A 12,221-nucleotide genomic window follows, 5' to 3' on the forward strand; every position below is an offset into this window, starting at 1 on the left:
ACTACACCGCCGCGGGCGGTGTTCCTTCGTCCCGGAAGTCGGCGGCGTGATCCGCCGCCCATCGCGCGTACGAGGCCGGTTCGCGGCCGGTGATCTCCTGGAAGTCGGGCGCGATCGGCTGGGGGACGCCGTCGGCGGCGCGGAGGTGGCCGAGGAGCGTGTCGACCAGGCCGCCGTCGCCCCATTGGCTGAGCGTGCGGCGGTATTCCCCCGGAGTGATCTCCTCGAACCTCACGTCGGCGCCGATCGCCTCGGCGATGGCGGCGACCTGCTGTTCCTGGGTCAGCGAAGCGGGGCCGGTGAGATCGCGGGCCTTGCCGTCGTGCTCGCCGGTCGTCAACGCCCGCACGGCGATCTCGGCGACGTCCGCCTCGTGGACCAGTGCGGCGTGCGCGTGGCGGAAGGGGGCGCGGACCACTCCTTCGGCGCGGATCGAGGACGCCCACTGCAGGGTGTTGGTGGCCAGGCCTCCCGCGCGGAGGAAGGTCCACGGCAGGCCGGACGCCCGCACCGCGGCCTCGGCGGCGAGGTGCATCCGCTCGATCGGATCATCATCTGCCGCCCCGCCGGCACCGAGCGCGGATATCAGGACCAGCCTGGAGCTCGCACTGTCCACAACGGACTGGATACCGGCGGGGTCGGCGTAGAGGAGCGCGCCGTCGACGCCGTCGAACGCGCGCCGCCAACCGTCCGCTTTGGACAGGTCGCCTTCGAAGACCTCGACCCCTTCGAAGTCCACTTCGGACGGACGGCGGCTGGCAACGCGAACGCGGTGACCGCCCGCGAGCAGGCGGGCCACGGCGGCGCGGGCGATCCGGCCGCGTCCCCCAGCGACGAGAAACATCGAGAGTATCCTCCGGGTTAATTCGGACCAGCAGTCCGCTTCACCATACGGACCGACAGTCCGCTTTGGCAAGGAGGTTCGCGATCAGGCAGGACGCGGCACGGAACCGGGCGGCCATCCTCGAGGCCGCCACCGCCCTCTTCGACCGCGAGGGCGTCGAAGGGGTCTCCATGGACGACATCGCGGAGGCGGCCGGCGTGGGCAAGGGCACGGTGTTCCGCCGCTTCGGCGACCGCACCGCGCTGATCGAGGCGGTGCTCGAACCGAGGGTGCGCGAGCTGCGCGAGGCCGTCGAAACCGGGCCGCCGCCGCTGGGTCCCGGCGGCACCGTGCCCGCCTACGTGGACGCGCTGTTCGACTTCGTGTGGCGGAACCGGCCGCTCATCCGCGCGCTCGAACACCGCGGGCCGTACGCGTACTACGCCAACGACGCCAGCCAGTTCTGGATCGCGGAGCTGGCGAGGCGGCTCGAAGGCGTCGACACCGACTACCTCGCACACGCCGTGCTGACCGCGCTGCGCGCCGACGTGATCGACTACCTGATCAGCGCGCGCGGCATGACCCGCGACCGGATCAGGGCCGGGGTCCAGCTGCTGGCGGCGGCCCGTTAGGCGCGCTCGGCGGTGTCCTTGATGCGGCGCAAGGTGGTTTCGATGTTCGCGCGGTTGTGGGGGTCGCGGTGCCGCACGCCGGTGACGAGCCCGGTGATCGCGCGCAACCAGCCGGGGCGGCGGTCCCAGGTGCTTTCGGTGAGCCGGACGCCGTCGCCCGCGGGCTCGATGTCGTACTGCCAGCGCGAAATGGACAGCCCGATCGACGAAACGTCGAACGCGAACCGGCGGCCCTCGTCGGCGTCGGTGATCGTGGAAACCGTGCTCCACCGGCGGGCCCCGAGGCGGTTGCGCCCGCGGAACCGGGCCCCTTTCGCGGGCGCGGTCGCGCCGCCGAGCCACTGGTGGCCGTCGTACTCCTCGGCGCAGTCCGCCAGCGCGGACGGGTCGCTGACCAGCGCGTACACCTGCAGCGGCGGTGCGGCGACGTCGATGCTCGCGGACGCGTTCGGCTCAGTCATGGCCCGCACCATACCGTCGGTATGCCCCGCTTGGCGAGTTGTCCACAAGCGGCGGGCGAATGTGGACAACCCGGCCCCCGGAGCCTCGCCCGCCCCACCCCGCCCGAACACCCCGATAAACTGGGCTGGGGTCGCCCCCCGGAGCGGGTGGGGGATGAACCATGGTGTGCGCGCCGGGTGAGCTGGGTGTTGGCTGGTCGGGGCGGTGGGTTGACGCGGGCGCTGCCGGTCAGGTGTTCCGGCGCAGGGTGCGGGTGACGCCCGCGGCGACGGTGGTGGCCAGTATCCAGCCCATCGCGGTGAACCCGGCCGCGACCCACTTGTCCGCGTCGGCCATGTACCAGCGCGCCTTGTTCCCGAAGTCGACGATGGGCACCAGCAGGTCGGCGGTGTAGAGCACCGGGTTCCACTCCATGCCGGAGTCGTCGCGGTTCACCACGCAGCGCGGGCCGCTGTGCTGCAGATCGGGGTTGGCCACGCACGCGTCGTCGCCGAAGCCGAACCAGACACTGCCCGCGACCAGCAGCGTCAGCAGCCAGCCCAGCGCGCGCACCGGGCGGTACCCGTAGCCGAACATCCAGCGCTGCAACCAGCTCCACACCTTGACGCCGGGGCCGAAGACGGTGAAACCGCGAGCCAGCGCGTCGTAGCGGAACTGCTGTTTGCGGAGCAGGACGGTGTCGGCGTGTTCTTCGTTCCCGCTCGCCCTCAGCATCGTGGCGAGCTGGTCGTACGGGCCAGGCCGGTACCGGCCCATCGCCTTCCGCAGCAGTTCGATGCGCTCGTCCACCGAGTCGTCGTCCTTGACGTCGATGGGGGTCTTCATCACGTCGTAGCGGAAGTCCTCCAGTTCGAGCCCGCCGGTGGCCGCCCACAGCTCGCGGTTGTCGCTCAACGTCCCGCAATGCGCGCGCCGCAGCGAAACCCGGCCCTTCGGCGCTTCGGCGGGGGTCAGCTGGAACTCGTCGGCCGCGACGTCGCCCGCGTCGAGCGCGATACCGTCGCGTTCGGACGATCCGAGCACCGCGCCCGCGAAGTCGATGCGCCGCCCCGCGACCGCGCCGTCCATGTTGACGCCGCCCTCGGCGCGGAACTCGCGCTCGGAGTTGGCGGTGAGCACGAAGTCCCTGCCGACCTTCGCGGTCCGCAGGTCCAGCGAGAAACTCGACCGCTCGGTGACCGCGGGCTTCGTCAGCCGCGTGCCGAACAGGTCGATGCTGCCGCCGACGTCCACGCCCTGCAGCCGCAGCGTGCCCTGCACGGTGGCGTCGGTGAGGTGCAGGTTGCCCGCGATCTTGGTGCGGCGCGCGGAAAACACGTCGCGCTCGCCGTGCAGGAACGTCGCGTTCCAGGCCAGCAGGTTGCCGCCGATCGTCACGTCCGCGAGCCGCAACTGCCCCGACGGCACGGTGAGGCCGGTCGCCTCGATGTCTCCGCTGATCTCGCTGCCGTCGAGGTGCAGCGCGCGGTCGTAGTACGGCTCCGCGTCACGCCGCCGCACGGAAACGGTGGCGCCCGCGAGCCGCAGGGAGCCGCCGATCCGGGTGTTCAGCATCCGCAGGGTGCCGATCGCCTCCAGCCCGTCGGACAGTTCGACGTCGCCGTCCACCCGGAGCCGGTCCGCCACCAGCGCCGGGCGCGGATCGAGGTACGGGTCCGCCGATCGCCACGACTCGACCACGATCCGGCCGTCGGGGCTCGTTTCGAGCTTCGCACCGCGCAGGACGATGTCGCTGTCGACGCGGGCGCTCGGCATGAACACCACGCCGTTGGCCGAAAACTCCCGGCGCTCGCGCCGCGGGCCGTACGTGTCGACCTCGCACAGCAGGCTGCCGCCGATGTGCAAACCGTTGCCGTTGAAGGCGAACCCGTCCGGGTTGTGCAGCGTCGCGCCGGAGAAGTTGACGTTACCGCCGGTCCTCAGGCCGGGAAGGCGGACTTCGCCGTCGGCCTCCAGCCGGTACGCCAGCAGCGCGCCGGTGATGTGCAGCCGGTCCGCCAGGATGGCCTTGCCCCTCGGGTGCCGGATGACCGTGCGCGTCAGCACCATCGAGCCCTCGATGGTCGCGTCGGTGAGGTTGACCGCCGCGTCCGGCATGCCGCGGTCGCGGTCGTCCGCGCGCCGCACCGTCGTCTCGGCCTTCTCGTGCTTGCTGGTCTCGACCTCCACCACGCACCGGATCAGCCGGACGTCGTTGCGGCTGCGGAGGTTCCGCGCCTTCAGGCCGGGCAGCCAGCACTTCCGGAACACCAGGCCGAGCAGGTTCGCCTCGCGGACGTCCGGCGGGAACTCGAACCGGCACCGTTCGAACCGGAACAGGTACTCGAGGTCCGCCGCGCGCAGGTCCAGCCGCCCGGTGATGTAGGCGTCCTCGACGTAGACGATCGGCGCGTTCGTCGCCGGTTTGCGCCAGCGCAGCAATCCGCCGGTCCCCGGTTCGAGGAACGGCTTCAGCAGATCCGCCGCCTTGATCTCGTACCGCTTGTCCGGCACGCCGGCCATCGGGTCGAGCGGCGGCTTGCCCTCCGGCGGGATCGCCTGGCTGTCGTCGGGCTCGCTCCCGTCGCGTGTGGCGCCGCGTCGGAAGTTGGGCATCGGCGATCTCCTTGACGAGGTTCGGGGGGGCACCGGCAGTACAGCGGGTGAGTGATCATCCGCGCAACGGCAGAACTTCCCACGGCAGCATCCTGTCACCGAACAGTTGCGCCACACCGCGGTGTGCTGGGCCATCCGGGTTAATCTGTGCCACTGAACAGACAAAGCGCTTACTGGGGAGCCCGTCTTGAACCAGCAGTACCCGAACCAGCACTGGCCGCATCCCGGCGGGCCGCCGCGGGGATATCCGCCCTACCAGGGGTTTCCCGGCGCGCAGCCGCCAGGGATCCCGCCGAAGAAGTCCAAGAAGAAGCTGGTCTTCGGGATCGTCGGCGGGGTCGTGGTGCTGGTGGCGGCCTCCATCGTCGCGATCAACGTGTTCGGCTCGCACTCCGGCCGGAAGGCGGACACCGGCGGCGGCACCGCCACCGCGGCCACCTTCGAACGCCCCGGCTACCGGCGCGGCCCGGCGGAGGCCGACCCGTTCGCGATCGTCGAGGAGCCGAACCCGGCCCCCGCCCGCTACGAGGGCAAACCCGTGATCCAAGCGTGCAACCTCGTGTCGCTGAAGGACCTGGCCGACCACGGCCTCCGCCTGCTTTCCTTCACCGACCCGGACACCGCGATCAAACGGGTCCACCCGGTCGACGAGAACGAACCCGGCCTCGGCAAACCCCCGAAGTCGGACATCACCGTCCTCACCGACGACTCGCGGAACTCCTGCGACTACCACTTCGAACTCACCGGTGACCGGCCCGAGTCGGTCATGATCAGCGTCCACCAGGAGACCTACTTCGACGTCAGCAAGGTCCCCGGCCGCTACCTCTCCGGCCCCGACGCGGAGTACACGAAACAAGGCCAGGTAGGGGCCGTCGAGCAGTACACGACGATCAAGCGACCGGTGCTGGCCGATCGCGAGGCGCTGCTCAAGCTGGGCGACACCTACGTCCGCGTCAGCGCCTCGATGCCCGGCAACGGCGAGCTGAGCAAGCAGTTCGACCCGCTGGTGCGGCTCGCGGCGGAGAACGTGGCGAAGCAGGCCGCGAACCCGGCCGGCCCGAGCCGGTACCGGTTCGACAGCCCGGCCTTCCGGACCCCGGCCGGGATCGCCTGCGACATCCTGCGCGCGGGCGATCTGCAGACCCTGCTCGGCCAGCCGACCACACCGTTCATCCAAACAGGACCCCCGACCGCGATCGGCACGATCTCGGTGCCGGACAACCACACCGAAGGGAACTTCCTGCACACTTCGTGCTTCAGGCGAGCGGTGAACCGCGCCGGACTGGTGCTCACCGTGGACACCTACGACGACGCCAAGCTCGCCACCGGCGTGTTCGACTACTTCCGCGGCAATCACAAGGGCATACCGCTCCCGGCGCCGATCGCCGACGGCGCCTACGTCGACTCGGAAGGCGACCCCGACCTCGACCTGCGGACCCCGCCGGGGCGGCTCACGGTGCGCAAGGGGAACGTGATCCTGTCGCTTTCGCCATCACTGGGCCAGCTCGACCAGAGCAAGCTCGTGGAGACCGCGGACAGGTACCTCCGGCCGGTGGTCGAGCAGATGCTGACCAGGCTTCCGAAGTAGACGTCCACAGTAGACAGACGAAGGGCCCGCCGGGGCGGGCCCTTCGCCGTCAGTTCTTGTTCGGGTTCAGCACCCGCGCCAGGAACTCCTTGGTGCGCTCGTGCTTCGGGTCGCCGATCACCTGGTCCGGCGGTCCCTGTTCGACGACGACGCCGTCGTCCATGAACAGCACCTTGTCCGCGACCTCGCGCGCGAACTGCATTTCGTGCGTCACCACGACCATCGTCATGCCGTCCTTGGCGAGCTGGCGCATCACCTCGAGCACGTCACCGACGAGCTCGGGGTCGAGCGCCGACGTCGGCTCGTCGAACAGCATGAGCTTCGGCCGCATCGCGAGCGCGCGGGCGATCGCGACGCGCTGCTGCTGGCCGCCGGAGAGCTGCGCGGGGTAGTTGTCCGCCTTGTCCGCGAGCCCGACGCGGTCGAGCAGTTCGCGGCCGCGTTCGCGCGCCTGCGCCTTGTTCTCCTTGCGGACCTGCACCGGCGCCTCGGTGATGTTCTCCAGCGCGGTCATGTGCGGGAACAGGTTGAAGCGCTGGAACACCATGCCGATGTCCTTGCGCTGCGCGGCGACCTCGTTCTCCCTCAGCTCGTGCAGCACGTCGCCGCGCTGGCGGTAGCCCACCAGCACCCCGTCGACGTAGAGGCGGCCCGCGTCGATCTTCTCCAGGTGGTTGACGCACCGGAGCAGGGTCGACTTGCCGGACCCGGACGGGCCGATCAGGCAGAGCACTTCCCGTTCCTGCACTTCCAGGTCGATGCCCTTGAGCACGTCGACCTTGCCGAAGCTCTTGAAGATCCGCTGCGCGGAAACGACCGGGGTCATCACGCACCCCCTCCCGCGCCACCGGCACCACGGCCGAACCGGAAGCCCAGCATGCGCGAGCCCCACTTGTGCTGCGTCACGACCTCGCGCGAGGTCCCCTTGGCGAACTTCTTCTCGATCTGCATCTGGACCAGCGTGAGGATCGAGGTCATGAACAGGTACCAGAGCGCGGCCACGATCAGCAGCGGCACGATCTTGTAGTTCTGCGCGTAGATCGTCTGCGCCGCGACCATCAGCTCGAAGTACCCGATCACCACGACCAGCGAAGTCGTCTTCAGCATCGCGATCGTCTCGTTGCCGGTCGGCGGGATGATCACCCGCATCGCCTGCGGCAGGATGATCCGGCGCAGCGTCTTCGTCCGGCTCATGCCGAGCGCGCCCGCCGCTTCGAGCTGACCGCCGTCGACGGACAGGATGCCGCCGCGCACGATTTCGGCCATGTAGGCCGCTTCGTTCAGCCCGAGCCCCAGCAGGGACGCGATGAACGGGGTGATCAGGCTGTTGGTGTCCGCACCGACGAACTCGGGCCCGAACGGGATGCCGAGCCCCAGCCGCGGGTAGGCCAGCGCGAGGAAGTTCCAGAACACCAGCTGCGTGATGAGCGGGGTGCCGCGGAAGAGCCAGATGTAGAGCCCCGCCGCCCCGGAGGTCAGCGGGTTGGGCGACAGCCGCATCACCGCGAGCAGGATCCCGCCGACCACGCCGATGACCATCGAGATCACGGTCAGGATCAGCGTGTTCTGCAGACCACGGAGGATCCGGTCGTCGAAGAGGTAGTCGCCGACGACACCCCACTGGAGGTTTTCGTTGGTGACGACGCTGCGCACCACGATGAACGCGAGGAACAGGATGAGGACGCCGGCGACCCATCGCCCGTAGTGCCGCACGGGCACCGCCTTGATGGGCTCGTCGAGCGATGGCTCACCGGTCCCCGTCGTGTTCGACGGACTTGCCACGAGAATTCTCCGTGTTTCGGGCTACGAGGGTCAGGGCTGCGGGTTGACTTCCGACTTGGCGATCACGCCGACCGGGTTGAGGCCCCACTTCTCCAGGATCTTCTTGTAGGTGCCGTCGTCGATCAGCGCCTGCAGCGCCTGCTGGACGGCCTGGCTGAACTGGCCGTTTCCCTTCGTGACCGCGATGCCGTACGGCGCGCTGTCGTAGGGCTGGCCGACCACTTCGAGCTGCCCGCCGGTCTGCTTGACCGCGTAGTCCACCACCGGCGAGTCGGCCAGCATCGCCTGCGCGCGCTTCGAGGTCAGCGCCAGGTTCACGTCGGTCTGCGCCTGCAGCTGGGTCACGTTGATCGCGGGCTTGCCTGCCCCGGTGCACTGCGCGGTGCGCTTGTCGAGGTCCTCGACCTGGGTGGTGCCCTTCTGCACGGCGATGTTCTTGCCGCACAGGTCGTCGACCGCGATCTTGTCCGGGTTGCCCTTCAGCACGCCGAGAGAGGTGCCCGCCTTGTAGTAGGACACCATGTCGACCGTCTTCAGCCGGTCGGCGTTGATCGTGAACGACGACATGGCCAGCTCGTACTTGCGCGCGGACAGGCCGGTGATGATCCCGTCGAAGGCCGCGTTCTGGAACTCGGGCTTGAGGCCGAGCTTCTGCGTGACGGCGGTGCCGAGGTCGACGTCGAAGCCGACGACGGCGCCCTTCTCGTCGACGAACTCGTTCGGCGGGTAGCTCTGGTCCTGACCGAAGACGATCTTCCCGTCCGTTTTCACCGCGTCCGGCACCATCGCGGCCAGTTTGTCGTCCTTCGCCGCCGCCGGAATCGCGGCCGCTTCCGACGAGCCCGCCGCAGGAGCGTCCTTGGTGCCGCCGGAACCATCGCCACCGGCGCCGCACGCCAAGCTGATGCCGCCGGTCAGCGCGAGCACGGGCAGCAAGGCGAACGCTTTGAGTCTGGTTCCACGGGCCACGTTGTCACTCCTAGTAGTTCTTACTCGGCGAGTTCCCGCATCCTGCCATTCGGACGGGGTTGTGCACAGCATCAATCCGTTACAGGCAGGTTGCGGCACGCCAGTTCTCCGCGGCGTCCGGATGGGGTCCGGTGGGCATTCGGAGTAGGCAAGTACGCTGCGCGAATGCTCCAGGGGCGGCAACAGACCGAGGCGTACCTGAGCCGAGGGGCTCTGATCATCGCCCTCCTTCCGACCGGCGCGGCGTTACTCCAAGCGGTACGCGCGCCGAAGCTGCACGTGCTGCTCGACTACTGGTACGTGCTGGCGAAGATCACCGACGACAGCGGCTCGCTGCTGCCCGGCATGCTGTTCAGCTACCACCTCGATCAGCCGTTCGTGGTGCCGTCGCTGCTGTTCTGGGCGGACGCGGGCCTGTTCGGCGGCGACAACCGGGTGCTGACGCTGCTGGCGTTCCTGCTGATGGCGGCTTCGGTGGTGCTGCTGGGCCTGCTGGTGCCGAAGTCGTACGACCTGACCAGGCGCGCGGCGCTGCTCGCGGCGTTCGCGTTCCTGCTGCTCTCGCCGCACGGCACCGAGCTGTGGGTGCAGGGCACGAACGGGATCAGCTGGGTGCCCGCGCTGTTCTTCCTGGTGCTCGGCGTGTTCCTGGCGCACCGCGGCCGGTTCTGGCCGTCGCTCGCCGCGGCGGCGGCGGGCTGCTTCTGCTTCAGCGTGGCGTTCCCCGCGTGGTTCGCGATCGCGCTGGTCGGGCTGGTCCGGCGCGACCGTCCATTCCGGATCGCGCTGCCCTCGGCGCTCGGCGTGGCGACGCTGGTGTTCTGGTTCCTGACGAAACCGGGCGAAGCGCAGTCGCTCGCCAGCACCGATTTCGACCTCGGCCGCAGGCTGCTCGCGTTCACCGAGGCACTGGGCTCGATGTGGTCGCCCGGCTCGCGCCCGGTCGCGGTGATCGCCGGGGTGCTCGTGCTCGCCGCCCTCGTCGTGCTGGGGGTGCGGACGCGTGACGCCGAGCGGGCCGGCTGGCTCGGCATCGGGCTGAGTGCCGTCGCGCTGGCGCTGATGGTCGGGCTCGGCCGCACGAGCACCGCGATCGACGTCGGCCTGATCAGCCGGTACTCGGTGATCTCCGCGCTCGCGACCTGCGCGATCTTCGCGCTGGCCGCACCGCTCGTCCGCGGTGGCGTCGTGCTCGCACTCGCGCTCGTCACCGGGCTGGCCACCTATCTGACCGGGAGCGTGGTCAGGGACCAGGTCAACGCCTCCTACGGCAGGCTCGGCGTGGTCGCGCCCGCGCTACGGGCCGAGTCGCCCGAGGCGTTGCGCGCGTTGAACATCGAGCCGGGTGTGGTGCCCGCGGCGAAGGCGCTCGGCGCCTACCCGTTCACCGACGGCTTCACGCTCGGCTGCGGCGGGCACGAGCTGGGCGGCAGGATCGACCTCGCCGCGCTGCCGCCCGCCGCCGGGAAGATCGACGACCCCGCGCCGCTGCTGCGCGGCTGGACCTCACCGCATCCCGACTGCGTGCTCGTCACGGACCAGGGCGGCACCGTGGTCGGCGGCGGCATGGCGGCGATCGCGCGGCCGGACAGCGAGGCCGCCGCGCACGATCCGAACGCGGGCTGGCGTGCCGTCGTGCGCCCCGGCGTGACCAGCCCGGTGATCGTCGTGTCGTCCGCTGGGCAGCTCTACCGGCTGGGAGGCCAATAGGATGTCGGCCATGAACAGCACCTCGTCACCGCGGCTGCCGCCGTCGGGGCGCCGCGCGCGGGCGGCACGGACGCGGCGCAACGGGAAACCGGGCGCGCAGTTCGACGGCTACCTCGCGCCACAGCGACCGCACGCCGACGCCTACGACGAGATGTTCGCGCCGGACGGCACCGTCCGGCCGCCCTACCGCGCGCTCTACGAGTCGATCGCGGGCCTGGACAACTCGGACCTGAACAACCGGTCCGCCGCGCTGGACCGCGCGATGGTGGACCAGGGCATCACGTTCTCGCTGTCCGGGCAGGAGCGGCCGTTCCCGCTCGACCTGGTGCCGAGGGTGGTCGCCGCCGCCGAGTGGTCCAAGCTCGAACGCGGTGTGGCGCAACGGGTTCGCGCGCTGGAGGCGTTCCTCGCCGACGTGTACGGCGACGCGCAGATCCTGCAGGACGGGATCGTGCCGCGCCGCCTCATCACCTCGTGCGCGCACTTCCAGCGCGAAGCGGTCGGCGTCAACCCGCCGAACGGGGTCCGCATCCACGTCTCCGGGGTCGACCTCGTGCGCGACGAGGAAGGCACCTTCCGCGTGCTGGAGGACAACCTCCGCAACCCGTCCGGGGTCTCCTACGTGATGGAGAACCGGCGCACCATGGCGCGGGTCTTCCCCGATCTGTTCGTGCAGCACCGGGTGCGCCCCGTCGGCGACTACGCGGCCCACCTGCTGCGGGCGCTGCGCGCGGCGGCGGCGCCGAACGTGGCCGACCCGACCGTGGTGGTGCTGACGCCCGGCGTGCACAACTCGGCGTACTTCGAGCATTCGCTGCTGGCGCGGCTGATGGGCGTGGAACTGGTCGAGGGCCGCGACATGTTCTGCCGCGACAACGTGGTCTACCTGCGCACCACCGAGGGCGAGCGCCCGGTGGACGTGGTGTACCGGCGCATCGACGACGAGTTCCTCGACCCGGTGCACTACCGGCCGGACTCGGTGCTCGGTGTCGCGGGCATCCTCAACGCCGCGCGCGCGGGCAACGTGGTGATCGCGAACGCGGTCGGCAACGGCGTCGGCGACGACAAGCTGGTCTACACCTACGTGCCGGACTTCGTGAAGTACTACCTGAACGAAAAGCCGTTGCTGCCCAATGTGGACACCTACCGGTGCTGGCTGCCGGACGAGATGGACTACGTCCTGTCCCATTTGGACGAACTGGTGGTCAAGCCGGTGGAGGGTTCCGGCGGCTACGGCATCGTGTTCGGGCCGGAGGCATCGCAAGCCGAGCTGGCCGCGTTGCGCCGCAAGGTGAAGGCGAACCGGCGCGGCTGGATCGCGCAGCCGGTGGTGCAGCTCTCGACCGTTCCGTCCAAAGTGGACGACTGGCTGGCACCGAGGCACGTCGACCTCCGCCCGTTCGCGGTCAACGACGGCAAGGAGATCTTCGTACTGCCCGGTGGGCTCACCAGGGTCGCGCTGCCGGAGGGCAGCCTCGTGGTGAACTCCTCGCAGGGCGGCGGCTCGAAGGACACCTGGGTGCTCGCGGCGCGGTCGTCGAGCGCGGAGCGGGAGCTGGAGCAGCCCGCGCTCGCACCGTCCAGTGTGGACGGCAGGGCAGCCGAACAGGGCCCGGAGCTGACCACCGACCAGCAGCAACAGCAGCAGCAGCAATAAGGA

At 69.9% G+C, this 12,221-nt stretch carries 10 protein-coding genes; 4 read left to right on the forward strand and 6 right to left on the reverse strand.

All coding sequences use genetic code 11. The features are described from left to right. Position 1: 1 nt before the first annotated feature. A complete protein-coding gene (locus ABD256_RS23485) occupies positions 2-844 on the reverse strand; it encodes an SDR family oxidoreductase (protein ID WP_344422667.1) in 843 nt (280 codons plus the stop codon). A 65-nt stretch (positions 845-909) separates the two neighbouring features. Here ABD256_RS23485 and ABD256_RS23490 point away from each other — a divergent pair, with 65 nt between their 5' ends. Next, positions 910-1,455 carry a TetR/AcrR family transcriptional regulator gene (locus tag ABD256_RS23490; protein ID WP_344422671.1) on the forward strand — a complete coding sequence of 182 codons (546 nt, stop codon included), beginning with the start codon at positions 910-912 and terminating at the stop codon, positions 1,453-1,455. Here ABD256_RS23490 and ABD256_RS23495 read toward each other — a convergent pair. Both ABD256_RS23495 and ABD256_RS23500 read right to left on the reverse strand, forming a co-directional pair. Next, positions 1,452-1,916 carry an SRPBCC family protein gene (locus tag ABD256_RS23495; protein ID WP_344422674.1) on the reverse strand — a complete coding sequence of 155 codons (465 nt, stop codon included), beginning with the start codon at positions 1,914-1,916 and terminating at the stop codon, positions 1,452-1,454. The two genes, ABD256_RS23490 and ABD256_RS23495, sit on opposite strands and share 4 nt — an antisense overlap. 229 nt (positions 1,917-2,145) lie before the next feature. Next, positions 2,146-4,512 (reverse strand): translocation/assembly module TamB domain-containing protein, encoded by a 2,367-nt coding sequence (locus ABD256_RS23500; RefSeq protein WP_425546504.1) that lies wholly within the window; start codon positions 4,510-4,512, stop codon positions 2,146-2,148. Positions 4,513-4,699: 187 nt separating this feature from the next. Between ABD256_RS23500 and ABD256_RS23505 the strand changes: the two genes are divergently transcribed. Beyond that, positions 4,700-6,100, forward strand: a complete 1,401-nt coding sequence (locus tag ABD256_RS23505; RefSeq protein WP_344422677.1) for a hypothetical protein — start codon at positions 4,700-4,702, stop codon at positions 6,098-6,100. A 49-nt stretch (positions 6,101-6,149) separates the two neighbouring features. Here the strand turns inward: ABD256_RS23505 and ABD256_RS23510 are convergent, their stop codons facing one another. From ABD256_RS23510 to ABD256_RS23520, 3 genes are read right to left on the reverse strand one after another with little or no spacing between them, the layout of a single operon-like run. After that, on the reverse strand, positions 6,150-6,926 hold the full coding sequence (locus tag ABD256_RS23510; protein WP_344422680.1) for an amino acid ABC transporter ATP-binding protein: 777 nt from the start codon (positions 6,924-6,926) through the stop codon (positions 6,150-6,152). Further along, the gene (locus tag ABD256_RS23515) at positions 6,926-7,882 is read right to left on the reverse strand and encodes an amino acid ABC transporter permease (protein WP_344422681.1); all 957 of its coding nucleotides are present in this window, start codon (positions 7,880-7,882) and stop codon (positions 6,926-6,928) included. Before ABD256_RS23515 ends, ABD256_RS23510 begins: the two co-directional genes overlap by 1 nt. A 30-nt stretch (positions 7,883-7,912) precedes the next feature. Next, positions 7,913-8,851, reverse strand: a complete 939-nt coding sequence (locus ABD256_RS23520) for an ABC transporter substrate-binding protein (RefSeq protein WP_344422683.1) — start codon at positions 8,849-8,851, stop codon at positions 7,913-7,915. Positions 8,852-9,016: 165 nt separating this feature from the next. On the opposite strand from ABD256_RS23520, the gene ABD256_RS23525 reads away from it, so the two are divergent. Both ABD256_RS23525 and ABD256_RS23530 read left to right on the forward strand, forming a co-directional pair. Next, entirely contained in the window at positions 9,017-10,561 is a 1,545-nt protein-coding gene (locus tag ABD256_RS23525; protein ID WP_344422685.1) for a DUF2079 domain-containing protein, read from the forward strand. 1 nt (position 10,562) lies between these two features. Next, positions 10,563-12,218 (forward strand): circularly permuted type 2 ATP-grasp protein, encoded by a 1,656-nt coding sequence (locus ABD256_RS23530; RefSeq protein ID WP_344422688.1) that lies wholly within the window; start codon positions 10,563-10,565, stop codon positions 12,216-12,218. The last annotated feature ends 3 nt before the right edge of the window (positions 12,219-12,221 follow it).

Origin of the sequence: Amycolatopsis minnesotensis (assembly GCF_039529815.1) — a bacterium.
GTDB classification, from domain to species: Bacteria; Actinomycetota; Actinomycetes; order Mycobacteriales; family Pseudonocardiaceae; genus Amycolatopsis; species Amycolatopsis minnesotensis.

What these genes read in the sequence shown, in the direction of transcription:
- ABD256_RS23530 (WP_344422688.1), top strand. Translation starts at nt 10,563, where the DNA reads ATGTCGGCCATGAACAGCACCTCGTCACCGCGGCTGCCGCCGTCGGGG.
- ABD256_RS23495 (WP_344422674.1), bottom strand. Translation starts at nt 1,916, where the DNA reads ATGACTGAGCCGAACGCGTCCGCGAGCATCGACGTCGCCGCACCGCCG.
- ABD256_RS23485 (WP_344422667.1), bottom strand. Translation starts at nt 844, where the DNA reads ATGTTTCTCGTCGCTGGGGGACGCGGCCGGATCGCCCGCGCCGCCGTG.
- ABD256_RS23510 (WP_344422680.1), bottom strand. Translation starts at nt 6,926, where the DNA reads ATGACCCCGGTCGTTTCCGCGCAGCGGATCTTCAAGAGCTTCGGCAAG.
- ABD256_RS23500 (WP_425546504.1), bottom strand. Translation starts at nt 4,512, where the DNA reads ATGCCCAACTTCCGACGCGGCGCCACACGCGACGGGAGCGAGCCCGAC.
- ABD256_RS23525 (WP_344422685.1), top strand. Translation starts at nt 9,017, where the DNA reads ATGCTCCAGGGGCGGCAACAGACCGAGGCGTACCTGAGCCGAGGGGCT.